Annotated in this window: 20 protein-coding genes; 6 read left to right on the forward strand and 14 right to left on the reverse strand. The window is 54.8% G+C overall.

Features of this window, described 5'->3' with window-relative positions:
• Together G462_RS0111985 and G462_RS0111990 are read left to right on the forward strand one after the other, a co-directional pair.
• Positions 1-344, forward strand: a 344-nt coding sequence (locus tag G462_RS0111985) for an integrase core domain-containing protein (RefSeq protein ID WP_026959201.1), incomplete at its 5' end; no start/stop codon positions are given.
• Positions 345-586: 242 nt separating this feature from the next.
• Complete coding sequence (locus G462_RS0111990) at positions 587-928, forward strand: YajD family HNH nuclease (protein ID WP_026959202.1); 342 nt, start codon at positions 587-589, stop codon at positions 926-928.
• A 142-nt stretch (positions 929-1,070) separates the two neighbouring features.
• Here the strand turns inward: G462_RS0111990 and G462_RS0111995 are convergent, their stop codons facing one another.
• The 9 genes from G462_RS0111995 to G462_RS0112040 all read right to left on the reverse strand — a co-directional run bounded on the left by G462_RS0111995 (position 1,071) and on the right by G462_RS0112040 (position 11,093).
• Positions 1,071-2,090, reverse strand: coding sequence for a magnesium transporter MgtE N-terminal domain-containing protein (locus G462_RS0111995; RefSeq protein WP_157378611.1), 1,020 nt, complete (start codon positions 2,088-2,090; stop codon positions 1,071-1,073).
• Positions 2,091-2,242: 152 nt separating this feature from the next.
• Positions 2,243-3,169, reverse strand: coding sequence for an AEC family transporter (locus tag G462_RS0112000; protein ID WP_026959204.1), 927 nt, complete (start codon positions 3,167-3,169; stop codon positions 2,243-2,245).
• Between the two features lie 13 nt (positions 3,170-3,182).
• Positions 3,183-3,956, reverse strand: coding sequence for a DeoR/GlpR family DNA-binding transcription regulator (locus tag G462_RS0112005; RefSeq protein ID WP_026959205.1), 774 nt, complete (start codon positions 3,954-3,956; stop codon positions 3,183-3,185).
• 198 nt (positions 3,957-4,154) lie between these two features.
• Positions 4,155-5,174, reverse strand: a complete 1,020-nt coding sequence (locus G462_RS0112010; protein WP_211234218.1) for an aldo/keto reductase — start codon at positions 5,172-5,174, stop codon at positions 4,155-4,157.
• 56 nt (positions 5,175-5,230) lie between these two features.
• Positions 5,231-7,219, reverse strand: a complete 1,989-nt coding sequence (locus tag G462_RS24775; RefSeq protein WP_211234219.1) for a substrate-binding domain-containing protein — start codon at positions 7,217-7,219, stop codon at positions 5,231-5,233.
• Complete coding sequence (locus G462_RS0112025) at positions 7,219-8,742, reverse strand: sugar ABC transporter ATP-binding protein (protein WP_026959207.1); 1,524 nt, start codon at positions 8,740-8,742, stop codon at positions 7,219-7,221. The genes G462_RS24775 and G462_RS0112025 overlap by 1 nt, the downstream gene beginning before the upstream one ends.
• 25 nt (positions 8,743-8,767) lie before the next feature.
• Positions 8,768-9,190, reverse strand: a complete 423-nt coding sequence (gene fucU / locus G462_RS0112030; RefSeq protein WP_026959208.1) for an L-fucose mutarotase — start codon at positions 9,188-9,190, stop codon at positions 8,768-8,770.
• Between the two features lie 8 nt (positions 9,191-9,198).
• Positions 9,199-10,053, reverse strand: a complete 855-nt coding sequence (gene gatY, locus G462_RS0112035; protein ID WP_026959209.1) for a tagatose-bisphosphate aldolase subunit GatY — start codon at positions 10,051-10,053, stop codon at positions 9,199-9,201.
• The gene (locus G462_RS0112040) at positions 10,050-11,093 is read right to left on the reverse strand and encodes an alcohol dehydrogenase catalytic domain-containing protein (RefSeq protein ID WP_026959210.1); all 1,044 of its coding nucleotides are present in this window, start codon (positions 11,091-11,093) and stop codon (positions 10,050-10,052) included. The genes gatY and G462_RS0112040 overlap by 4 nt, the downstream gene beginning before the upstream one ends.
• Before the next feature lie 181 nt (positions 11,094-11,274).
• On the opposite strand from G462_RS0112040, the gene xylB reads away from it, so the two are divergent.
• The gene (xylB, locus tag G462_RS0112045) at positions 11,275-12,762 is read left to right on the forward strand and encodes a xylulokinase (protein ID WP_026959211.1); all 1,488 of its coding nucleotides are present in this window, start codon (positions 11,275-11,277) and stop codon (positions 12,760-12,762) included.
• Between the two features lie 106 nt (positions 12,763-12,868).
• Here xylB and gatZ read toward each other — a convergent pair whose 3' ends face one another.
• From gatZ to G462_RS0112065, 3 genes are all read right to left on the reverse strand, one after another.
• On the reverse strand, positions 12,869-14,161 hold the full coding sequence (gatZ, locus tag G462_RS0112050) for a tagatose-bisphosphate aldolase subunit GatZ (RefSeq protein ID WP_026959212.1): 1,293 nt from the start codon (positions 14,159-14,161) through the stop codon (positions 12,869-12,871).
• Positions 14,162-14,582: 421 nt separating this feature from the next.
• Positions 14,583-17,135 carry an ExeM/NucH family extracellular endonuclease gene (locus G462_RS22670; protein WP_051326718.1) on the reverse strand — a complete coding sequence of 851 codons (2,553 nt, stop codon included), beginning with the start codon at positions 17,133-17,135 and terminating at the stop codon, positions 14,583-14,585.
• 296 nt (positions 17,136-17,431) lie between these two features.
• Positions 17,432-18,340 carry a LysR family transcriptional regulator gene (locus G462_RS0112065; RefSeq protein WP_026959214.1) on the reverse strand — a complete coding sequence of 303 codons (909 nt, stop codon included), beginning with the start codon at positions 18,338-18,340 and terminating at the stop codon, positions 17,432-17,434.
• Positions 18,341-18,508: 168 nt separating this feature from the next.
• Between G462_RS0112065 and G462_RS0112070 the strand changes: the two genes are divergently transcribed.
• The 3 genes from G462_RS0112070 to G462_RS22675 are packed head-to-tail and all read left to right on the forward strand — an operon-like array spanning position 18,509 to position 21,756.
• The gene (locus tag G462_RS0112070; protein ID WP_026959215.1) at positions 18,509-18,973 is read left to right on the forward strand and encodes a nuclear transport factor 2 family protein; all 465 of its coding nucleotides are present in this window, start codon (positions 18,509-18,511) and stop codon (positions 18,971-18,973) included.
• 32 nt (positions 18,974-19,005) lie between these two features.
• Positions 19,006-19,659 carry a glutathione S-transferase family protein gene (locus tag G462_RS0112075; protein WP_026959216.1) on the forward strand — a complete coding sequence of 218 codons (654 nt, stop codon included), beginning with the start codon at positions 19,006-19,008 and terminating at the stop codon, positions 19,657-19,659.
• A 15-nt stretch (positions 19,660-19,674) separates the two neighbouring features.
• Positions 19,675-21,756 (forward strand): 2Fe-2S iron-sulfur cluster-binding protein, encoded by a 2,082-nt coding sequence (locus tag G462_RS22675; protein WP_035477615.1) that lies wholly within the window; start codon positions 19,675-19,677, stop codon positions 21,754-21,756.
• 103 nt (positions 21,757-21,859) lie between these two features.
• Here G462_RS22675 and G462_RS0112085 read toward each other — a convergent pair whose 3' ends face one another.
• Both G462_RS0112085 and G462_RS0112090 read right to left on the reverse strand, forming a co-directional pair.
• Entirely contained in the window at positions 21,860-22,567 is a 708-nt protein-coding gene (locus G462_RS0112085) for a lipopolysaccharide kinase InaA family protein (RefSeq protein WP_026959217.1), read from the reverse strand.
• A gap of 184 nt (positions 22,568-22,751) precedes the next feature.
• Complete coding sequence (locus G462_RS0112090; protein WP_084405049.1) at positions 22,752-23,684, reverse strand: LysR family transcriptional regulator; 933 nt, start codon at positions 23,682-23,684, stop codon at positions 22,752-22,754.
• Positions 23,685-23,758 lie beyond the last annotated feature (74 nt).

Genomic DNA, 23,758 nt, shown 5'->3' on the forward strand with positions numbered 1-23,758 from the left:
GTGGAAAACCGAAAGACTTGATGTTCCATAGTGACCAAGGAAGCCACTATACCAGCCGACGCTTTCGCCAACAGCTCTGGCGTTACCAGATAAAACAGAGCATGAGTCGACGCGGTAACTGTTGGGATAATAGCCCGATGGAACGCTTCTTCAGAAGTTTAAAAACAGAATGGATACCGATGACCGGCTATCGCAGTATCAGTGAGGCACAGAGTGAGATATCACGATACGTAACGGGCTATTACAGTCAGCTCAGGCCGCATCAATATAACGGCGGGCTGACACCCAATGAGTCAGAGCGAAGGTACTGGCTTGAATACAAAACCGTGGCCAATTTAACTTGACCACTACACATCGATCATTCTTTCTCCTGATGTGTAGCATTTTGCGCTGTAGAAAAAGAGGGGAAGTCTTGCCGATAGCCGCCCTATTCAGCTAGGCCGAAAAAGTTAGCGTAGCAGCCAATCAATCTAGCCTAATACCACCGGTAGAAAAGGAACGCTCTCACACTTGCAGGCCCTAACCGATGACAATCCCCGACCAACTGCTATCATGGCCGCTGGTTTAACTGCATTCTGAACAACACATGGCTTACATCCCTAAACAATACGCCAGCTTAGAGCGCGGCTATCGCGAGCAGGCTTTGAAACTCTTTCCTTGGGTATGCGGTCGCTGCACCCGCGAGTTTGTTTACTCCAACCTGCGCGAGTTAACCGTGCATCACATCGACCATGACCACAGCAATAACCCTGCCGACGGCTCGAACTGGGAGCTGCTGTGCCTGTATTGTCATGATCATGAGCACTCGAAGTACACCGAGGCCAAGCAATATGGCTCTACAGTAAAAGCAGGTGAGGATCTGGAGCGCGAGCAGGCCACCCACAATCCTTTCGCCGACCTAAAAGCACGGATGGCAAAAGGTAAGTAGCGCCAAACCCAGGAAAAACAAAGGGGCGAACATCGCCCCTTTTGATTAATCCCTTCTACCAACTACTGATGGCCGATGATGACCGCCATTTCGTCCCCTTCGGTATAGGGCCTTCCCCGCAAATCGCGTGAACTTCACTGACTTAACGCTTCCCCATAAAAGGAGACACCAGAATATGTACCAACCAGTGTAGAAAGATGAGATAAAACAAACCCAACAAGGCCGCAAACCAACCTGCAAATATCGTGCCGCAGCAGCTCACGGCGCGGTCAAGAGTAGGTTGGCTGTCGTCATAGGTGGGCAAAGGATTGGAGCTGGGGCTGTAACCAAACTCTCTGGTTCCCCAAGCATACCCTGTTACCAAGCTAAATAACGCCCCTAAGAACCACGTTACGTAGCTCATTGTCCACCATCCCGTAGCCATGTTAATGGCCACTATGACAAAAAAGCCAACAAGTGCTAAGAATGCGCAGTCGGGCTTCTCCTTAAACCACTGAGGCTTAACCACACTGATCATCCACAACAGCATGATTAATGAAGCACTAAAGCGAAGTAAGGCTGGCACCTCATCCAGCGCCCCCCAAGTAAAGATAAAAGCTAAATGTAAGATGGCGATGGCGCTAACAGAGGTCAAGCTCGTACCGAGTAAACTCCATATAGGCTTTCTTGAACGGGAGAAGATCAGAACGCCAACCAACAATACGCCAGGAAACAGCCAAAAGCTGTGAACGCCAAGCTCAACGGCAGCGAGCACATAAGCGACATCGAGGTTGCTTATCACTAAATAGTTAGCAGCTAGCAGTAACAAGCTGAGTACAGCCACTAAGCTATTGAAAGCGAGATTGGAAAGAAAAATTGGGCTGTAGTCTAGCAGGTACTTGAGTTTGGCTTGCTGCTCATCGTCCAAGCTTTCTTCAAAACTTTGTCGTTGTTCCTCAGTCAGGCTTTCCAAAAAAGGAAGGAGCTGGCGCCCAGGTAAACGCCCTAAGAAGCGAAGCTGTCTTTCCGGCTCTCGAGAGAGAAATATCTCCTGCTGTTCTGCAAGAGACATTCGAGAAAGCAGCTTTCTAGTACGATGCGGCGCAAAGCTGGCTAGAAGATTAGAACGATCTGTCGCGCTCCAATCTTTCCAGCGATTATTGGAAGAATTTGTTTCAGACATCAACTCGCTCCTAAGAGAGTTTCGTGAATAGATGAAATATCTAGGAGAGATTATTAACAATACCAGAAACCACTACCAATCATCTTTTTATCAGTTAAGCATCACAACATTAAGGGCGCGAACCTAAGAAAACCCCAAGCAAGACCCATTACCTAACCCAACACATACCCCAATCCTAAAATCACCGGCCCCGCCACCAAAAAGCTATACAACCAACAGGTATTCGCCACATCCTGATCCAGCCGATAAAGCAGCGATGGCACGGTCGCCATAAACCCGGTCGGCATGGCGCTGAGCATCAAGCACACCCCCGCCAGCAGTCCATCGTAGGCGCCCCATAAGTCAAACACCGTTAGCAGCCCCGCCACAAAGCTGAGTACCAGTAGCGGGCGCAGCACGGACAAGCGCAGGGCAATCGGTGCCCAGGCTTGATTACCACGGGTGTTAAAGGTCAGCCCCACCGCAAATATCATCAAGATAGCCGACATGGGCACGGTCCAGGGGATCACCTCGGTAATCCATGCCGGCCGGGGAATGCCGGAAAGGTTTAGAGCAAAGCCAAGGGAAATCACGGTGAGCATCAGTAGGAACAGCGGGTCGCGCCATATTGAGCGGCGCGCTGGGATATCATCAGCCAGGCTGCTGCGCCGGGCGAAGGGGAAGACCCAGCCAAAGTACATCAGCTCCTCACAGAGCTTGTAGATGGCCAGTAGCGCCACCCCACTCTCGCCAAACAGTAAGAACACCACCAAGTTGCCGAGCGAGCCCCAGTTGTAGATGGCGGCAATCGGCACCATCGCGCCGGTTTGCTGGGGACTGAGCTGATAATGGCGCGATAGCGCGAAGGCCAACAATACCCCCACAACCACCGCCATAACGCCAAATAGCGGCAACAGCAGCAGGCTGCGCTCGATATGCTCGAGCTGCCACAGGGCGTTGAATACGGTAAAAGGGATCAGCACGCCAAGGGAGAAGCGGCTGAGGATTAAACCAATAGACTTACAGCGGGACTCGCTCAGCCAACGCTGGCTACCCTGCCCCAAGATAAAACCGATAACCACTACTACCAATATCGGCATTGTGAGGTCCTTACTACACGGTGATAACGTCGATCCCCAAGGCTTCGAACTGGGCTTTGGTCTCAGGCGCGATGGCCTTGTCGGTGACTAGGGTATCGATGCGTTGTGCTTCCAGCACGCGGTTAAAGCCAATCCGGCCCATCTTGCTGGAGTCTACCACGGCGATGACCTTCTGTACGCACTTGGCCATCACGTCGGTAATCGCATAGCCCTCGTTGAAGGTGGTAATGCCCTTATCCGGGTCGATGCCATCGGCGCCGACAAACAACACGTCGGCCTGTACGTTCTGCAGGCATTGCTCGGCCTGGTAGCCATGCAGCGATTTGGTTTTGCTACGGTAGGTGCCGCCGACAATTACCAGCGTCATCTCTGGAGCGTCCATGAGCGCCGATGAGGCCGGTAGATTATTAGTGACCACGGTATAGCCGCCACTTTTGGCCAGCTCTGCCGCCACTAAGTGGGTGGTGCTGCCGCTATCGATAATGATTGAATCGCCCTTGGTGACCAGTTCGGCGGCGGCCATGGCGATGCGCTGTTTGGAGTCTTTGTTGATGTCGTAGCGACTTTCGATGTTCTGTTCTTGCTCTTTTTGCGAGAGCGGTAGCGAGTGCAGTGCTTGGGCACCGCCGAAGAAGCGTTTCAGTTTACCTTGCTGCTCCAGTAGCTTAAGGTCGGAGCGAAGGGTCACCTCGGAGGTGTCAAACATGCTGGAGAGCTCTTTCACTTCCACCTGCTCACGCTGGGTTAACAGCTCCAGGATCTTCTCTCTACGCTTTAATGGGTTCATCTACTAACCTTCTGCAACCAACTCACTGTGTACAATCTATGTCTGCTCTTTATCTTAAGAGCAGCCTCGGCATTCCCGCCGGATTCTTTCGATTGCCTTCAAATTCCTTGAAAGGCAGTTTACCCGATAAGTGATTGAAGTAAACTGCCATTTAATGAAAGTATCAATGACAAGACTAGGCGGATTTACGAGGCAGGTTCACGAGGCGATAGTGCCATCTAAATCCCACAGGTCTTCCCAGCCTTTAGAGCCTTCCCACAGGAATACCTGGCCTTTGATCAAACGGTTATTAGCGTCGATCTTGGCCAAATCCTGCATCTCCTGATCGGTGAGCGGGTGCTCGGTCACGCTGCGCAAATTGGAATAGTACTCGTTCTCTCTCACGGAGAAAGGAATAGGTACGTGGCCGCGCTGCACCGCCCACTTGATACAGATAATTGCCGGATGCACGCCCAAGCGCTTGGCCGCAGCCTGCACCACCGGATGCTCGATATCCACCAAGTCCTCGGCGGTCTTATCGCGATCCGGGCGAGTTGGTGAGCCAATCGGGCAAAAGCCGATGGGCACGATATCGTTAGTGGTAAGGTAGTCGAACATTGCTTGCTGTTGGAACAGTGGATGACACTCCATCTCGCTCACCGCAGGCTTTATCGCGGCATCGCGCAGCACCAATTCCAGCTTGGGAATGGTCATATTGGAGGTGCCAATGGCTTTCACCAGCCCCATCTCCACCAGTTGCTCCATCTGCCGCCAGGTCTTCATAAAGGCCTCGTGGATGTAGGGCGTGGCATCGGGGCTACGGGAGTCACCATCACAGCCAATCGGGTGGAAGTTAGGGAATGGCCAGTGCACCAAGTACAGGTCCAGATAGTCCAACTGCAGGTCCTGCAGCGATTGCTTGCAAGAGGCAATCACGTTGTCGTGCTGGTCGTTCCATACCTTGGAGGTGATGAATAGCTCTTCACGGGGAATCGCAAAATCTTGCTGAGCCCGCACCAATACCTCGCCAATCTGCTGCTCGTTGCCATAGATAGAGGCGCAGTCGATCAGCCGGTAGCCGGAGCGAAGCGCGCCGTATACCGCCTCAGAGACTTCCTCGGGGCCAAAGCGGTCCGAGCCGAAGGTGCCCATACCGATGGCCGGCATCGCTGCGCCAGTGCGAAGTTGTTTGGTGGGAATAAGCGATTGAGCGACCACCATATCTGTTGTTATTGTCATCTTTCCTCCTCAGCCCCCGGCAGTGCCGGGGGAGTCATGACCACTGCAAGTTAGGCTTAGTAGAGAACTGCAACCGCTTCTGGGCTATCAATATTGTCTTTAGTCACGTACACCACACCGGTGTCGATGTAATCGGCGATCTTCTCACCTTGCAGGATTTTAGCGACGGCTTTCACGCCCTCGTTACCCATGCCGTAGGAAGATTGCACTACCGCGCCGTGCAGCACGCCATCGCGAACAAACTGTTGGATGTCGGAGTTACCGTCAAAGGCAACCGCCACAATCTTGCCAGCATAACCACGCTGCTCGATGGCGCGCGCCATGCCCACTGCGGTAGGTTCGTTAGACCCGAAGATACCCACTAGGTCGCTGTTCGAGGCCAGTACGTCCACGGTTTGGTTAAGCGCGGTGGCCATATCGGCGTTGGAGTAGAACGGACCAATCACTTCGTAACCCGCCGCTTCGATGGCCTCCTGGAAGCCGCCATCGCGGTCCATGGCCGAGCCTGAGCCGGCAGTAAAGCTCATCATGGCAATCTTACCCTTGCGGCCATCCAGCGCGGCAATCATCTGCTCGGCAGCTAGTTTACCGGCAGCGCGATTATCGGTAGACAGGAAGGACTGATGGTATTTGCCGTCGTCGTTCAGGCCGGAGTCAATCAGCGCTACTGGCACGCCGCGCTCCCAGGCCGCTTTCAGAGCTGGCACTAGCGCGTTCGGGTCAGTTGGGGCGACCACCAAACCGGCGACACCACGGTTCAGCGCGTTTTGAATCATGTTCACCTGCTCGTCCACGGCGGTCTCGGCAGCCGGGCCCTGGAAGGTGACGTTGTACTCACTTAACTCGTTACCTGCATCGGTGGAACCACCGCGTACGTTCTGCCAGAAGTTGGAATTCTCGGTTTTCACCACTACTGCGATTTCCTTGGCGGCAGCCATGGCGGAGGTACTCCAGCCAAAGGTACTCATACACAAAGCAAGCGTTGCTATCGTAGCTATTTTATTGACTTTCATGCCTTTTATATCCTTTTTGGTTTTTTCTGTAGGGTTTTTCGGTTTATTACCAGAGTGCGTCCGATACTGGTCGTACGCGACGGTAGCGACAATCACGCCACCAATAACAATCTGTTGAACAAAGAAGCTGACGCCGTTCATATTTAGGCCATTACGCAGCACACCGATGATGAACGAGCCAATCACGGCCCCTGCCACGGTGCCCACGCCGCCCATCAGCGAGGTGCCGCCAACCACAGCCGAGGCAATCGCATCCAGCTCGGCCATCACGCTGCCGTTGGGCTGAGCGGTAACCAGACGGCTGGCGATAATGATGCCTGCCAGGCCTGCTAAGGCGCCGGAGGCGGTATACGCGACCATCTTCACCTTGTCGGTATCGATACCCGAGAGGCGGGCTGCTTCTTCGTTGGAGCCAATGGCATAGAGGTAGCGGCCGATGCGGGTACGCTTGAGCACGAAGGCAAACAGCGCCACCACAATCAGCATCACGATCACCGGATAGGGAATGCCGGCGAACTTGACCAGCGGGAAGCCGTTCTCGCCGATCTCTACCATGCGAAATAGCGCGCCGTTGCCCAGATAAGAGAAGGACTCGGGCATGCCAGATACGGGCGCGGCGTTGGTGATATACAGCGCCACACCGCGCGCCATCATCATCATGCCAAGGGTGGCGATAAACGGTGGCAGGCGCAGCTTGGCCACAAACAGGCCGCTAATCAGGCCACAGCAGCCGCCAGTTAACACGCCCACCAGCATGCCCAGTGGCACCGGCAGACCCGCGTTTACCGCCATCGCGGCAGTCACGCCGGAGAGGGCCATCACCGAGCCAATCGACAGGTCGATACCGCCGGTGATAATGGTCAGCATCACGCCGATACCGATGATGGTAATGGTGGAGGTTTGCAGCCCCACGGTCATGATGTTGCTCATGGTCATAAAGTGTTGGCTGGTTAGCGAGAACACCACCAACAGTGCGAACAGGCCGCCCAGCGAGGCAAGCTTTTGCAGCATGGCTTTTTGTTTTTCACTCATTAGATCGCCTCCTCTAGCTCGGGAAACATGTTCTTCACCCCTGTTGCGTATTGCATAATCTCTTCCTGATTGGTTTCCGGGGTGTTCAACATCGCTGTCATCTGCCCCTCCTTCATCACAACGACCCGGTCAGACATGCCGAGCACCTCTGGCAACTCGGAGGAAATCATGATTACCCCAACTCCTTCGCTGGCCAGTTCATCCAGTAATTGGTAGATCGCGTATTTTGCGCCGACGTCGATACCGCGAGTCGGCTCATCGAAGATCATCACCTTGGCATCGCGGAACAGCCATTTGCCAATCACCACCTTCTGCTGGTTGCCGCCGGAGAGGTTGTTCACCAGCTGCTCCACCGTGGGGGTTTTGATGGCCATCTTGTCGATAAAGGTGTTGGCAGCCTCTACTTCCGCCTTGTGCGATATCACGCCCATGCTGTTGCTCACCTTGTCCATGGAGGCCATGGTGGTGTTCTCGCGGATACTCATCTTGACCGCCACACCGTTAAGCTTGCGGTCTTCCGAGAGGTAGGCGACCCCGGCTTTAATGGCATCGGAGGGCTTGCGAATCATCTGCTTCACCCCATGCACCAAGATATCGCCTTGGGTTAACTTGTCGGCGCCGAACAAAGCCCGGGCTAGCTCGGTACGCTTGGCACCGACCAGCCCGGTAATCGCTAGGATCTCGCCCTTGCGCAGGTCAAAGTTCAGCGGCGCGAATACCCCGGCGCGGGCCACGTTCATGGCCGAGAAGATCAGGTCGTCGCAGATCTTTGCTTGCTTGGCCGGGAAGTGGTTATCGAGGGTACGGCCGACCATCTTGGCGATGATCTCGTCCATGCTAATTTCGTCGAAGCGGTGGTTCGAGACATACTGGCCATCACGGAAGATGGTGATATGGTCGCAGATCCGCTTCAGCTCGTTCATCCGATGGGAGATGTAGACAATCGCCACGCCCTTGGCGCGCAGTTTGTCCACCAGCTCGAATAGCGCGTCGATCTCGCGGTCAGTGAGCGCCGAGGTGGGCTCATCCATAATCAGGATTTCCACATCGAAGCTCAGCGACTTGGCGATCTCCACCATCTGCTGCTTGGCCACCGACAGGGTGTTCACGATGTCGGTGGGCAGCACATCGATGTCGAACATCTTGAGTAGTTCGGCGGCTTTGCGCTGCATGGTGGGGTAGTCAATCAGTCCGTTCTTGAGCGGCTCGCGAGCAAAGAAGATGTTCTCAGCCACCGACAGATGCGGGATCAGATTCAGCTCTTGGAAGATCATCGAGATCCCCGCCTGCTGCGCCTCCAGCACCGAGCTAAAGGCCCGCTCCTCACCCTTGTAGGTAATACAGCCTTGGTCGGCCTGGTGCACGCCAATCAGCACCTTCATCAGGGTGGATTTGCCGGCCCCGTTCTCGCCCATCAGCGCGTGAACCTCGCCAGCGCGCAACTGAATGTGCACATTGTCGAGCGCCTGAACCCCGGTAAAGGCCTTGGAGACTCCGCTCATGGTCAGTATTGGACTACTCATGGTCATTCCTTAACTTGCAGCGCGTTTAGTTAGTTGGCGTAACGCCTTTTTTTAGTAATAAATTTCCGTACTTACGGGTAGTGCCAGTGACCACCACACAGCTGGCACTTTGGGTGCGGTCGTAGAACTCGAAGCGTTCTACTGAGTAGAGCTCGGTGCCTTTGGGTAGCGCCCGCTGGTACTCATCGAGCAGCCCTTCTGGGTAGCGGTCATCACCCACGGTCTTCATTACCACCGCCTTGTCAGGCACATATTGGTCAAGCTCGATAAGCTCACAGATGGCGGCCGCCAGCTCCGAGACCTCGCAGCCACGCGCCTGAATCACCGTCTGGTTACAGCTATGCGCTGGGAAGTGGATGTCGCTGAGTACCAACTCATCGCCGTGGCCCATGCGGGCCAGTTGATAGAGCAACTCAGGGGGAATAAGTGGGCTGATTCCTTTTAACATGTCGGCTCCTATAAGCGTCCGGCGCTGCCGCAGATATCGATTTTCTGTTTGATGACGTTGGCCATCGCCAGCTTGGCTTCCACGTTGTAGACCCGTGGGTCGTTCACCGAGGGGTCATCCTGGAACACTTGCTTGAGGGTGTCGGCGTAGGCAATCTTCAGCTCAGTAGCAACGTTTACCTTGGCAATCCCCATACTCACGCAGCGCCGCACATCTTCGGCCGACACTCCAGAAGCGCCGTGTAGCACTAGCGGAATCGACACCAATTCAGCAATCGCTTGCAGCCGTACAAAGTCCAAACGCGGCTCTTCCTTATACAGCCCGTGGGCCGTACCAATCGCGACTGCCAGCGCATCGATGCCGGTGCGATCGACAAACTCGGCGGCTTGCTGCGGGTCGGTATAAGGCTCTGCAACATGGTCGACAATCAGGTCGTCTTCTTGGCCGACAAGCTGGCCTAGCTCCGCTTCTACACTACATCCATAGCTGTGACAAAGTGCCACCACGCGTTGTGTGAGGTTAACGTTTTCCTCGAAGCTAAAATGAGAGCCGTCTATCATCGCCGAGCGGATCCCGCCTTGAACTTTGGTCGCAATGTCTTCGATATCGGTGTGATGATCGAGGTGCAGTGCTACCTGCATGCCACGCTCGTTGGCGGCGGCATTGACCAAGGCGATCAGCTCGCTGGTGCCGGCATATTGATAGGTGGAAGGCGTGCCTGCCAGAATCACTGGCGACTCCATTTCCCGGGCGGTATCCAGTACGCAGTGCACCGACTCCAGGTTATGGATATTAAAGGCGGGAACGGCATACCCTCCCTTGCGCGCCTGCTCCAACAAGTATTTGGTATGCGTCAAGCTCATGCTTGCTCTCCCCATTTGAGTAAAATTTTTCCGGCCGGGTTACGGCCATCCAGTGCCAGAACCTGCTGGCTGTAGTTATCCGGTGCTAATACCTGATCCACCAGCAGCTCGGTGTTGATTTGATTGTTGGCAAACAGCTCTTTGGCGATCTGCCATTCCATGCCGGGATACGGCGCAGAGTAGTTCATCCACGAGCCGCTAAGGTTGAGCTCTTTACGGAGAATTTGGCCGAACTCTTGATGGCTCATCTGCAGGTCTTGGTGCAGGGTGCCAATCAGCGCGATGGTGGCGCGAGGCCCGGCTATTGCTAGACATAGCTTAACGGTGTCCGGATGACCGGCGGTCTCCAGCAGCAACTGCGGTGATTGCTCTGGGTTAGCGATGCTGTCGGCGCTCTGTTCGGTGCGCGAGTTAATGCACTGATCAGCGCCTAAGGTCGCCGCCTTATCTAGCTTGGCATCGTCGATGTCGATGGCGACCACACTGGCCGCGCCCAAGGCTTTGGCTGCTTGCACCGCCAACAGGCCGATGGTGCCCACCCCAACTACCACCACTTGCTTGCCCTCGCAGCCGCCGTTCATCAGCATGGCGTGCAGGCTCACGGTAAGTGGCTCAAAGAAGGCCCCTTCCAGCGAGCTAACGCTGCCGTCGAGTTTGAAGCAACACTTGGCGGGCACTTGCACGTACTCAGCGTTCGCCCCCTGTACCCGCGAGCCGACAAAGCTGTAATCCTTACACAGGCTGTAGCGCCCGGCGCGACACTCGCTGCACTCGCCGCAGGGAACTAAAGGAGCACAGGCGATGCGATCGCCCAGTGCCAGCCCTTCTACCTCGGCGCCAAGCTCAACCACTTCACCTGAGAATTCATGCCCTAACACGATGGGATAGAAATGCGCACCGTTGTGGAAAATGCGGGGCAGATCCGAGCCACACAGACCCGAGTAGTGCACCTTCACAATTACTGCATCAGCAGCGGGCTCTGGTTTGGCTATGTGGGTCAGCTCTAGTTTTTTATTTGCTTTCACGGCAATACTGAGCATTGATGATTCCTTTTCGAAGACTCTTTCATTGACAAGATAAAAACTTTCGATACCTTGTAAATTAGATCCAATGACTTTCGTTTTCTATCTTTATCTTTCGAAAACTGTTGTTTGATCACATTTATCGTCGCTTTTTTGTTCACACTAGTAAGCGACAGACTGAATCAACACGGACGGAAACATGTATCTGGGAATAGACTGTGGAACACAGGGCACCAAAGCGCTGCTGTGGCATAAAGGACAGGTAATTGGCGAAGCCTACCAGCCTCACCAACTAGTAAGTAAAGACGATGGCACCCGTGAGCAGGCGCCTGCGCAGTGGTTTGAGGCGCTAATCCAAGCAGCACAACAAGCCATTAATGAGAGTGGCTTCCCCGCCAAGCAACTTAAAGGCATTGGCGTCTCCGGTCAGCAACATGGCCTGGTGATCCTCGATGAGCGGCAACAGCCACTGCGTGATGCAATATTGTGGTGTGACACCCGCCCCGAGCAAGCCTTGAAAGATTTCGAAAGTCGTTATGGCTTAAATTTTCCCGCACAACTGGGGATCCCGGTGCCGGTAGCCTTTACCTTGGGCAAGCTGTTATGGGTTAAGCACCACCAGCCTGCGCTGTTTCAGCGCATCGCCTACTTGATGCTGCCCCACGACTACCTCAACTTCCGGCTAACCGGCAACTATACCGCGGAGCCGGGTGATGCCTCGGGGACCGGCTTTTTCGATACCCAGCTCCGCGAATACCAGCGCGACATTCTCGGGCTGTTGGATCTGCCGGCAGGCTTTCGTCTACCAGAGCTTATCGACTCAGAGCAAAGCTGTGGCCGGGTGACCAAAGAGGTGCAGGCGCTGCTGGGCTGTGGGCCGGAGGTGATCGTCTCCAGTGGCGGGGGCGATAACATGATGGCAGCGATCGGCACCGGGAACGTCGCCCCCGGCCTGCTGACCATGAGCCTTGGCACTTCCGGCACCGTCTATGGCTACAGCGAGCATCAGCTGGATGCCTCAACCCTTCCCGATCTAAATACCTTCTGCTCCTCCAGCGGTGGCTACCTGCCGCTGGCCAGCACCATGAACGTAACCACCGCCAACAACCAACTGCTGGCGCTGACCAACCATTCAGTCAATGACTTTGACCAACTACTGGCTCAGGCCCCCATCGGCGCCGAAGGGCTGCGCTGCCTGCCGTTCTTTAACGGCTCGCGCCTGCCCAACCTGCCCGATGCCAGCGGCGCACTATTGGGCATGCGCGCCAATAACCTAAGCCAAGCCAACCTGCTGCGCGCCGGCGTCGAGGCGGTCAGCTACAACCTGGTGAAAGGGGTGGAGGTGCTCAAGCAAGCTGGGCTGACGTTCAACGCCATCCGCCTGATTGGCGGCGGCGCCAAGAGCCCGCTATGGCGACAGATGCTGGCGGATATCTCCGGCCTTCCAGTATCGGGCTTGGCGGTGGGCGAAGCGGGCGCCTTGGGCGCAGCCCTGCAAGCCTGCTGGGCTCGTAGCAACCTGCATCGCCGTGGGCTAACCATCAGCGAGCTTTGCCAACACTATATTCAAGAGCAGCCCAACAGCCAGGTCGCGCCACAGTCCAATCAGGACTACCAGCAGCACTACCAGCAATATCACCAGTTGCTGGATGACTATGTCGGGCACTACCAGCACCAGTTTGTTTAGCGCTTGACCCAAACGTACAAAACGAAAAAGCCGTGCTATCGCTGCACGGCTTTTCTATTAGCGAGCCCTAAACACTCAGTGCTTTAAGCACTCTCTGATAAAGCCCTTAAGCACTTTCGGACAAGACTGGAACTTGCTGCCCTTCACAGGCAAAGCGGTACTCCGCCAGCACTTCTTCAATCTTGGACAAGATAATCTCCTGCGGCGTTGCCTCCAGCTGGCCGGTGAGCACCAACTTGTACTGGCTCGGCAGGTATTGGCTGAGTAGCCCCAATGGAATACTGCAGGCGCTGAGGTTGTCGTTCATTCGGGCGATGGCCGACTCTATCTTATCGTCGGTCCAGTAGTAGCGGATCCTATCGGACAGGCTGTAGCCAAGCTGCACCAAGGCGTGGGAATAGGTTTGGCTGTAGTAGTCTTGCCAGTACTGGCGGTTATCCAGCAGCACTTGGTTGATCACCTCTTTAAGGTGGCTCTGCTTGGCCGGGTCGACGATCTGTTTCTCGATTTCGGCCAGCGCAAAAATAGCTTCGCGCATGGCAAAGGTCAGCCACGGCCCGACTTTGAGGATGGCGAAGTGGTCCTCAACCATCTCCTGCAGATGCTCACGGGTTTGATAGTCGGTGGAGTGAGCCTCGTACAGATACGGGGTCTCTTCGATAAAGCGCGACAGGGCCTGAGCATTCTCACGCCGATAGTGGATCACATTGGAGTGGTCGAACTCCACCGCAGGCTGCACTACAACTCCCACTACCCGCTCTAGCGCCGAGTAGATGCCCGCCTCTTCAAAGGCCTGCTTGTGGGTTTCGATGGTGGAGCGAGCATCACACACCTCTGTGACATGCACGCTCTCAATTGCCTCTTTTTCGCCACCGGGTACCGGTACCTCGGTGCCAATCACATAACACAGCTGGCGCTTTTGCTCCTCGGTGGCGGTGCGCTCGACAATATAGGCCAGCCGTGCTGCCCGCCGTGCCACCTCCATGGGCGGCAGGGGCACCGGGTCGTCGGCACAGGACATCGATGCATCGAGGTGGATCTTGGAAAAGCCAGCGCGCACGTAATCTTCAATCAAGCGCTCAGATTTGAGCATGGCCTGCTCGGCAGATTCTTTTTGCCAGCAATTTGGCCCCAGATGGTCGCCACCGAGCACTAAGCGCTCCAGCGGAAAGCCCTCTTCTTCCGCGATCTGATGGACAAAGTCCACAAAATCGCGCGGCACCATACCGGTGTAGCCACCGAATTGATTGACCTGATTGGAGGTCGCCTCAATCAACGCGACCGCATCGCTATACTTCTCGAAACGCAGTACCGCCCGGATCACATTGGGATGCGCCGAACAGATGGAGCAGATCCCCCCACCCAAGCCCGCTTTATGTCTTGCCACGATATCCTTCATGCCTTACCTCTTCCTAATGCAACTTTCGTTATCTTTCGTTTATTTTTGACCCATTCGCGCAAAAAGTAAACATTCGACAATAACAAAGATGAAGGTTTGTGGGTGTTGCCCAACATACTGGGGGTTTGGCAATGGATGCTGTTATACCAATCTACATAAGTAACTGATCATTCTTGCTGGTTAAAATCATCGATGACAGCGTCAACGCTTTTGTAATTAGTCCACTAGTTACGGCAAGCGCCTCCTTGTCCTCAATGATTTTCCCTGCGCAATATCTGATCATTAACTTATCCAGATTGGTATTAGCGGTTTGTAGAAAGGAGGAGAGAAGTAAAGCAGGGAAGGTATCAGGCCGCTTCAGCATTCGAAGCGACCATGCGACATATACCCGAACAACCACAAGGTGTTCGGGTGTAGAGGGTTAACGGCTAGCGCGGATCCGCAAGCGCAGACCGATAACCAGCAACAGCCCGATTGCCATCAACAGCAGTGATGAAGCACCGTTGTTGAAGGCCGCGAAAATGCCGCCACGACTAACGCGCAATGTTTGTGTATCAAGCAGTTCGCCTGCTAGAAAGCGGCTTTGCTGATAGTCGCCCGCCGCGAGTTCGCCAAGCTCCAAGATCGCCCAGCCCTGCTCAATTTCCTCTTGGGTGAGTAGCCTCGCCACATTCACCGCATAGTTACGCAGCCACGCTGGCGCATTGTCATCGACCACGATATGCACCCGGATCTCGCTGCCGACCTGAATCTGCTGCTGCGCCAAAGATGTCAAATCAAACAACAGCTGCGCCGGCTGTTCCGGCTGTGGCCTTGCGATGTCGGGGAGTGCGATGTCGGGGAGCGCGATGGGCTGCTCGGGAAGCTGCACCCACTCGCCTGGTGCTTGGCTGAAACGTAACACCACTATCGCAGGATCGTGATCGGAGGAGCGATAAGGGTCATCAAACTTCTCAAAGGCTTTGGTGTTTCTGCGCTCGTACTCAAACCAGGTGGACTCCACCGAGTTAATCGCCCAGTCGGTGCCATCGATGATGTAGGGCATCAGCGCGGGCTCGGCCAAGAAGTAATCGAGGGAGCCGACAATGTCGTTGAAGGCATAACTGAAAGAGCCCGGATGCATACTCTGGATAACGTTCACATAGCCATAGGACTGCTCAATCAAAGCGCCATGCTCGCCGTGTAGTGGCGCACCCGAGGATTGATCGCCTCCGATATAGGTATCGCGGGCGGCATGGATAGAGTAGTCCGCGGGCGCATGCTCGCGGTTGGTGAGCACCATGATGGCGTCTTCGCCAGCATAGGAGTTGAGATCGCCCATCAGGATCTTATAGCCATCAAACTGCGCCATCTGCTCGCCAAGCTGGTAGGCCGCCGACACCCGAAAGTTCTCACAAGATCCTTGCAGATCTGGGTCACCATTTTGCTGATCATCCTCCCAACAGCTTGAGCCCTTCGATTTGAAGTGATTCACCGCAATGATAATGGTTTGCTCGCTGCTAGGCAGACGAAAGCTTGCCACTACCGTGTCGCGCTGCTTGGCGCGTTTAAACTTACCGTTACCCAAGTCGACATGCTGCTGGGGCAACTCGATGGTGTCAAAGCCCTCCAATGCCACCACCGAAGGGCGGTAGATGGCGTGGTTGGTGATCACATCCCGACCGATGTAATCAACACCCGGCTTGCTTAGGATTTGGTAGTGCTTGGCGGGCGGCAACTGCTGATTGAGCTTGGAGACTAAGTCGAAGATGGCCGAGCCCTCGTCAAAGCCGTTGTTCTCCACTTCAATCAAGCCAACGATATCGGCATCGATGGCCAGCAAAGCATTCACGATCTTGGCGCTTTGCTGGGCGAACTCTTGCTCGCTGGCAGCTCCTCGGCTGTCGCCAAAGGGGTTGGGGTTGCCGCCAAAATCCGAGTTGAAGTAGTTGAGCACGTTAAAGCTGGCAATGGTTAGTTCGCCATCTTCACGTAGCTTCGGTTTGGCGCTGCGCGCGGCGTTATCGTGATTAAAGGTTGCCTGCTGGGCTTGGTTCATCACAAAAATGCGGTACTCGTTAAAGGAGCGATTTAACGGGCCAATTAACCCTTCCCCATCAAGCGTGGCGCCTACCCGAACATAATCATCGGTCTGGCCTTCACCATTATTCAGGCCAAAGTCCGGATACCATGGCAGCACGCCTTTTGGCGCTTTGCTAAAGCTCTCAACCACCACCCGGCGGTCAGCGTTATCCTGGTGGCGCTGGTGCGCTTGCTCACTGCCGGGGGCAAACTCTTGATTGGGATGAACGTTAACGGCGCCATGCGCAATCACCATATTGCTGCGTTTAGCACTGTGGTCAAAGCCATAGGTGCGGGTCACATGCATGTCGGACTCTGCGGCAAACTGCACCAGCATGTTTTCATGGCGCTCTAAGGTGGCGCTGAAATTGGCGTCCTGCTCATGCGCAACGACTTCAATAGGGGGGATCTGAACATTTTTACGCCCGGTTGGCGCAACAATAGACGCCTTAAGCTGGGTCCAGTAGTAGTGCTCGTAGACCGGGCCATAGGCGAGAACCTCGTCGCCAACGGTCAGACCTTCGGTAAACCCGGGTACAAAGATCCCCTCCGAGGTTAGTGGGTTACCATCGCCCAACTCATCTTGCATAAAAAAGCCAACCAGCAGATCGCGCCCTAGGCTACTTTGCTGAATAGCGGTCACCACGCCCTTCACCACAAAACGCTCATCCGATTCAAACTGCTTAGCCGGAGGATTGGTGAAAGGAGAGAAGCGCCCCTCACCTTGTAGCTGCATGATCGTAGCGCTGATTGCATCATCCGGAATGCCTAGCGCATCGACGGAAACCAGCTCGTGTTGAGCAGTCGCGCCAGCGGAGCGCGGCTCTAAAATAGCGTCTGAAGAAACAACGTCAGCAACGCCCGGAAGCGATAACTGAAAAAGAATGAGCGAAGATAAGATTTTATTTTTCATACAGCTCCATTGAAATATCTATCTACCAAAACCCGATTAACCACCCGACAGCGGGGGATGACTGCCGTGAAGTATATGAGGTGAAAACGACGAGACGACAGAGGTCAAAGGCAGCCGTAGACAAAGGGCCGAGGGAGCTAGTGTAAGCCACTCGCTGTTAGCCCTAGTGAACTGCTTTAACATCAACGCCTTAGCTTTTCGGTCGCCAATATAGTTGACAATAAACTCAGTGTATACCGGAACTTTTGTGTCACAGGGACAAGTGAGCACTCGCTTGGCCTGCACCCGCTCCCCGCCTAAAAACTGGGGTTCAGAAAAGGATTAGCGCGCAATCGCTCAACCGCCAAGTCGATAAAGGCGCGGATCTTGGCGCTAGTTTTGCGCCCTTCAAGATGAATCACATGGATCGGCAGTACGGCTTCTTCGTACTCGCTTAACACGCTTATCAGGCTGCCCTTTGCCAGCTCCTCAGCAACTTGATAGGACATAAGACGGGTGATCCCAAACCCCTGCACCGCGGCATTTAAGGCCACGGCATTTTGGTTGCAACGTAGCTGTGGCTTGAGGGTAATCGCTTGCTTCTTCCCTTTGCCCGCGAACTGCCAAACATTGCTGGTCTCAGAGTTAATCGGAAAGATTATCCGATGCGCTGCCAGCTGCTCCGGGCTGGTCGGCACCCCATACTTGGCAAAGTAGTCAGGTGAGCCACAGATCATCCGCCGCACCTGCCCCACCTGGCTGGCATACAGGCCGGAGTCTTTGAGGTGGCCGATGCGCACCGCCACATCGATCTGCTCCTCCAGCATGCTGGTCAGGCGGTCGTAGAACAGCGCTTCTACCCTGACCTCTTGGTGCTGCTCCAGATATTCGCTGACTAGCGGCGTCACATACTTTTGGCCAAACAGTACAGGGGCTGTGACGGTGAGCTTGCCTTTTGGCTGGCTGTACACCCCAGAGACCGCGGCTTCGGCCTCTTCCAGCGCCTCCAAGATCTGCTTGCTGTCTTGCAAAAAGCGCGTACCCGGCTCGGTTAGCCGCACCAACCGGGTGGTGCGGTTAAACAGCTTCACACCAAGGCGCGATTCAAGATCGGCGATACAACGGGTGACCTTCGGTGAGGTCATACTTAGCTGGTGCGCGGCATTAACGAAGCTTTGCTGCCGAGCGACTTCCACAAATACCCGCATGGTTTCCAACTTGTCCATAGGACTCCTCCTTGAGTCGCTGCGTTTGTTACAGCCGCTTTACTACAAGCTCTTTGTTACAAGCTCTTTATTGCAGATAGTGAAATTATATCTTTCAATAATAGCCAATTATTTCAACAAAACGGCTCGCTATAGTTTCCTCAGACTTTCAATTAAGGAACTACAACGATGTCCAGACCACCGCTCCCGCCCTTTGATAAGGCCTCAGCAAGAGCCAAGATCCGCCTCGCCGAAGATGCCTGGAACAGCCGCGATCCACAGAGGGTTGCCCAGGCTTACACCGAGGATTGCCCATGGCGTAACCGCGCCGAGTTCGTTACAGGCCGTGCCCAGATCAAAGCCCTGCTTAAGCGCAAGTGGACCCGCGAACTGGAGTATCGACTGATTAAGGAGCTGTGGGCATACACCGACAATCGCATTGCGGTGCGCTTTGCCTATGAGTTTCGCGACGATTCCGGCCAGTGGTTTCGTGCCTACGGTAACGAGAACTGGGAGTTTGCCACCGATGGGCTGATGCAACGCCGCATCGCCAGCATTAACGAGCACCCGATTAGCGAAAGCGAACGCAAGTTCCACTGGCCTCTGGGCCGTCGCCCCGATGAGCATCCTGGGCTCAGCGAGCTAAACCTGTAAACCCACCCTGTGTACTGAGTAAGGAGACCACCATGAATCCACATTTTCCCACACACCACACACCGATCGTGCTGTATCGCAACCCACTCTCCGGCCACTGCCACCGGGTCGAGCTAATGCTGGCGCTGCTGGATCTGCCCTATCAAAGCGTTGATTTGGATATGGCCAATGGCGAACACAAGGGCAGCGAGTACCTGCGCAAAAACCCCTTTGGTCAGGTGCCCGCGATTGATGATAACGGCACCATCCTTGCCGACTCCAACGCGATTATCTGCTATTTGGCGGCGCAATATGGCGATGGCCATCCGTGGATGCCGAGCGCGCCGAAATACGCCGCCGAGGTGCAACGTTGGCTATCAGTGGCGGCCGGAGAGATAGCTAGTGGCCCCTGCGCGGCACGTTTGGTTACAGTATTTGGCGCTGGGCTCGACCACCCACTCGCCATCAAAAAAGCCCACGCGCTGTTTGCGATTCTCGAACCGCTGCTAGCACAGCAAGACTATTTAGTGGGCAATGCCATCACCCTTGCCGATGTGGCGGGCTATAGCTATATCGCCCACGCCCCCGAAGGCGGAGTAAGCCTGGAGCCCTACCCGGCCATTCGCGCCTGGCTGGCGCGTATCGAAGCGCAGCCGCGCTTTGTGGGAATGCAGCGCTCACCGCTTCCCGAAGCGACAGCCAGCTAGCCAAGAGGCCCTGTGATGATAAGACAGCAACGCTTTCATGCCGCAGAGATTGCCATTCAGCAGCGCGATGGGCTTAGCGAGGCCGATGCTGAGCGCCGGGCCAGTTTTATCCGCCCGGCAATGCCCGAGCAGCACCGCCAGTTCTTTGAAAGCTTGCCGTTTGTCATCCTCGGCCTTGCCGACCGGCAGGGCTACCCTTGGGCGCTGCCGCACTTTGCTCAAAACCTGGGTGAATTTGTGGGTCAACACGCGGGCCAATCACCCAGTGCTCAGCCCAGCCTTGGCCAAGCGCCGTTTATCGAATCGCCCAGCGCCACCTCCTTACAGCTGGCAGGTGCGCTTCCGCTGGTCCAGCAGCTCGCGCTAGATACCCGCCCCAACGCCAAAGTGGGGCTACTGGGTATCGAGCTGTCCACACGGCGGCGCAATCGTATGAACGGCCGGATCCAGGCTGCAAACACCAAGGGTTTTAGCATCACGGTCGAGCAAAGCTTTGGTAACTGCCCCCAGTACATTCAAACCCGCGCGCTTCGCTGGGTGAAGGCCACGCCAGCATCCCTCGATGCGATACCGATGGTAGTAAAGGACAAGCTCAGCGCCGAGCTTGTCCAGCATATCGAGGCAGCGGATAGCTTCTATATCGCCTCGCGCAGTGCGCAACTTGATGATTCATCCCACGAACTCCCCCAAAACGGTATCGATGCCTCCCACCGCGGCGGCAAGCCCGGCTTTGTTAAGGTTGAGGGCTGCACCCTGTCGTTTCCCGATTTCAGTGGTAACCGCTTCTTCAACACCCTTGGCAATATCGAGGCAGACGGGCGGGTTGGCCTGCTGTTTCCCGACTTTATCAGCGGCGATATGCTGCTGCTCTCGGGCCGCGCTCATATCAATTGGGACAAGCAGGCCATCGCGGCGTTTGCTGGCGCAGAGCGGATCGTCGAAGTGAGTATCGAGCGCCAACTGTTACTGCGCGATTATCTGCCACTGCGCGGTAAGCTCGATGAGCTCTCTCCTGCCCTACACGAAACGGGGAGCGGGCAACCTACCGCTGAGCAAGCCTTCACACCATTTACGCTGATCGATAAACAAATTGAGAGCCGCCATATCAGCTCGTTCTATCTAGCTCCGCAAGACAAGCTCAGCCGCCTTGAGCCCTTCAAACCCGGTCAGTCGATAGCCCTTAAGCTTAAGGTTGCCGGACATGCTCAAGCGCTGGTGCGCAACTATAGCCTGTCGCAGCCCGCCAATGGCGAATACTACCGAATCAGCGTAAAGCGCGAGGACAGCGGCGCAGTGTCTCAAGCCTTGCACGATCAGCTCTGCCTTGGCGATAGCGTGCAACTTGCTCGGCCAAGTGGACAGTTTTACTTGGCCGACTCAAACAGGCCAGCGGTATTAATTTCCGGTGGAGTGGGCGTAACCCCGATGATGGCCATGCTAGAGCAGCGCGCCCTTGATGCCGCCGCTGGCTTATCGGTGGCGCCACTGTGGTTTATCCATGCCTCACGCGATAGCAGCGAGCTCCCCTTCGCTAAGCCCCTGCGCGAGCTTAGCCAACAGCACGCTTGGCTTAATTTGCATATCGCGCTCTCGCGCCCGCTTCCCCAAGACAGGCTCGGGATAGACTTCGACAGCCAAGGCCGCCTAAGCGCGGACACCCTTAAGCCCCTGCTACCGAGAGGCGAGCAGGACTACTACCTATGTGGCTCGCTGGCGTTTATGCGCAGCCTATACCAAGACCTGCTCAAGCGAGGCATAGCCCGCCAGCGCATCCACTACGAGTTGTTTTCTGAGGGCTCGCTAGAAGAACAGGTCCCCGTTCAAACCGCCGAGCACGCTGAAGTCGAATTTGCCAAAAGCGACATAAGTGCAAGCTGGCAACCCAAGCACGGCAGCCTGCTCGATTTTGCCGAGCAACAAGGCCTTAGCCCCGAGCACAGCTGCCGCAACGGCAACTGTGGCGCCTGCGCCTGCAAGCTGACAGCGGGAAAGGTGGTCTACCCATCACGCCTGGGGTTTAGCCCTGCTGATGGCGAGGTATTGATCTGCAGTGCACGGCCTGCGTTGGGCAGCACAAAGATCGTGATTGAAATTTGATCCATCAGGCAGACTATGGCGGGCATTGAAAACCCAAAAGCCACTCTATTGAGTGGCTTTTGTCGATTCAGGACTTGTCTGTACGAGCCGCTATAAGAAATGGCTAGCTACAAGCTCCTTGATAGAAACCGACAGCAAAGTGTTGAAACACTTCCTCGCCATATTTAGAGACATACTTTTTGTAATAGTCGAACACAGACTGCTCGCCTTTTTTACCAATCTCAACCGGCTTGATTCGCGAATCAATCCATACTGAGCGGCGCTCATGGAAAAGGAAGTTACCGATGTGCGGATCAGTGTGGTAGTAACCTTTCGCATACAGTTTCCCAAGCTCTTGAGACCATTTTGCGACCATTCCACGAGTGACTTCGTCATCACCCTTCGCTATCACTTCTCGGGAATCAACAGAGCCAGCCAGAAACTCAGAACTCATTATGGCTTGTATCTTGGAAAATGGATTCAATACCACTCCCCAACCATAAGTTTTAGGGATATCGAAGCCAAGTCGTTCCAGCTTCTTCTGACTCTTAAACTCTTTGAAGGTCAGGTTGCGGAACAGTATGCGACTCTGAAGCAGCTCTTTTTTGATCCACTTGTAAGGCTTGCCCACGTAAGTAGGAGGGCTACGATGAAGCTTAACCAGTACGCTAGAGTCTCGAGAAAACAGAAAGCTGGTGTCGGAATTACCTTGTAAGGATGAGGCCAACGCAGGTCTGGTTAACGTAAAGTCAGACGCCAATGACTCAGGGACTTTGCCAAACCATAGAACGAAGAAGCTTTTTTCTGGAGTGTTTACACGTACGAGTTTCATTGCCCACCTTAGTATTCAGAGAAAAACACCGTCCGTTGGCAATCGGGGCGAACTTTAAACGATCTAGCCTTAGAAACTCAACACTTATGTCTAATTAGCTATATTTTACAAGGAACTCTGTCGGGCTGTCGCTTTAAGCAAGGACCTTTAAAAAGAGGGGAGACTAGCGATTATGGTCGACGATTTAACCTGCCACTAAGCCTTCAACTTTCAATCGCTCAAGGTAATCCTCTGACACTCCTCGAACCTCATCTGCAAACTCGCGCACCATCGGTGGAGATTGGCTGCTTTGCGGTAAGAAGAAGGCAAAATCAAACACGAAGTCGCTGGCCAGTGGCACCATCACCACATCATCGCCAATGTCGTGGCCGCTGAGAGGGTCAGAAATGGTATAGCCAAAGCCGCTGGCGACGATGCTACAGGCCTGTTGCGAGCTGGCCGTTTCGATGGTCGGCTTGGGCTGCAATCCAGCTTGGTTGAAGATGCTAACCAGATTGCGCCCTAGCAAGGTTTGCTGGGTAAAGCAGCTTATCAGCGCTTCGTCTTGCAAGGAGTCCAGGCTTAATTCACTGCGTTTGGCCAAGCGGTGGCCTTTTGGCAGGATAACCACCGCAGGCAAACTGGCAAAGCGTTCGGTCACGATGTCGGAATGCTGAGCGGGCAAGCGCCCAAGACCGATATGAAACTGAAAGCCCGCCAACCAACGTTGGATGTAGCGCATTGGCTGCACATCGAAGTGGATTTTCAGTTCCGTCGAGCGCTGTGATAAGCACGCCAACGCCGGCGAGACGATCTGCCTGACCAAACGCGGAACACTGACCAAACGTAGCTGCTGATATTGGCTTTGCTTAATATCTTCAACAATATCGGGAAGTTCCTGCAAGGCGTAGAGCAGCCGCTGGGCTTCGCGGTAGAACTGCTTACCCTGCTGGGTGGGAATAAGCTGACGCTTGTCACGAAAGAACAAGGCAAATCCCAACTGCCCCTCTAGCGATGCCAACTGCCGACTCGCCGCAGACTCGCTCAGATGATGCTTGTCTGCCGCCCTGGAGAGCGAACCTAAGTCCATGATAGAAGTGAAAATTTGCAATGATTTTAGACTGGGATTAAGGGACATAGGCACTCGCTAAACAGCGCGCTTAAATGCGCAACGGCTGATTACTTGCATTTATTGCAAATACTACTGCGATC

Origin of the sequence: Aliagarivorans taiwanensis DSM 22990, assembly GCF_000429505.1 — a bacterium.
Taxonomy (GTDB): domain Bacteria; phylum Pseudomonadota; class Gammaproteobacteria; order Enterobacterales; family Celerinatantimonadaceae; genus Aliagarivorans; species Aliagarivorans taiwanensis.

What these genes read in the sequence shown, in the direction of transcription:
- G462_RS0112065 (WP_026959214.1), bottom strand. Translation starts at nt 18,340, where the DNA reads ATGGACAAGTTGGAAACCATGCGGGTATTTGTGGAAGTCGCTCGGCAG.
- G462_RS0112025 (WP_026959207.1), bottom strand. Translation starts at nt 8,742, where the DNA reads ATGAGTAGTCCAATACTGACCATGAGCGGAGTCTCCAAGGCCTTTACC.
- gatY (WP_026959209.1), bottom strand. Translation starts at nt 10,053, where the DNA reads ATGAGCTTGACGCATACCAAATACTTGTTGGAGCAGGCGCGCAAGGGA.
- G462_RS0111995 (WP_157378611.1), bottom strand. Translation starts at nt 2,090, where the DNA reads ATGTCTGAAACAAATTCTTCCAATAATCGCTGGAAAGATTGGAGCGCG.
- G462_RS24775 (WP_211234219.1), bottom strand. Translation starts at nt 7,219, where the DNA reads ATGAGTGAAAAACAAAAAGCCATGCTGCAAAAGCTTGCCTCGCTGGGC.
- G462_RS0112090 (WP_084405049.1), bottom strand. Translation starts at nt 23,684, where the DNA reads ATGTCCCTTAATCCCAGTCTAAAATCATTGCAAATTTTCACTTCTATC.
- G462_RS0112040 (WP_026959210.1), bottom strand. Translation starts at nt 11,093, where the DNA reads ATGCTCAGTATTGCCGTGAAAGCAAATAAAAAACTAGAGCTGACCCAC.
- fucU (WP_026959208.1), bottom strand. Translation starts at nt 9,190, where the DNA reads ATGTTAAAAGGAATCAGCCCACTTATTCCCCCTGAGTTGCTCTATCAA.
- G462_RS22670 (WP_051326718.1), bottom strand. Translation starts at nt 17,135, where the DNA reads ATGAAAAATAAAATCTTATCTTCGCTCATTCTTTTTCAGTTATCGCTT.
- gatZ (WP_026959212.1), bottom strand. Translation starts at nt 14,161, where the DNA reads ATGAAGGATATCGTGGCAAGACATAAAGCGGGCTTGGGTGGGGGGATC.
- G462_RS0112005 (WP_026959205.1), bottom strand. Translation starts at nt 3,956, where the DNA reads ATGAACCCATTAAAGCGTAGAGAGAAGATCCTGGAGCTGTTAACCCAG.
- G462_RS0112070 (WP_026959215.1), top strand. Translation starts at nt 18,509, where the DNA reads ATGTCCAGACCACCGCTCCCGCCCTTTGATAAGGCCTCAGCAAGAGCC.
- G462_RS0112085 (WP_026959217.1), bottom strand. Translation starts at nt 22,567, where the DNA reads ATGAAACTCGTACGTGTAAACACTCCAGAAAAAAGCTTCTTCGTTCTA.
- G462_RS22675 (WP_035477615.1), top strand. Translation starts at nt 19,675, where the DNA reads ATGATAAGACAGCAACGCTTTCATGCCGCAGAGATTGCCATTCAGCAG.
- xylB (WP_026959211.1), top strand. Translation starts at nt 11,275, where the DNA reads ATGTATCTGGGAATAGACTGTGGAACACAGGGCACCAAAGCGCTGCTG.
- G462_RS0112000 (WP_026959204.1), bottom strand. Translation starts at nt 3,169, where the DNA reads ATGCCGATATTGGTAGTAGTGGTTATCGGTTTTATCTTGGGGCAGGGT.
- G462_RS0111990 (WP_026959202.1), top strand. Translation starts at nt 587, where the DNA reads ATGGCTTACATCCCTAAACAATACGCCAGCTTAGAGCGCGGCTATCGC.
- G462_RS0112075 (WP_026959216.1), top strand. Translation starts at nt 19,006, where the DNA reads ATGAATCCACATTTTCCCACACACCACACACCGATCGTGCTGTATCGC.
- G462_RS0112010 (WP_211234218.1), bottom strand. Translation starts at nt 5,174, where the DNA reads ATGACAATAACAACAGATATGGTGGTCGCTCAATCGCTTATTCCCACC.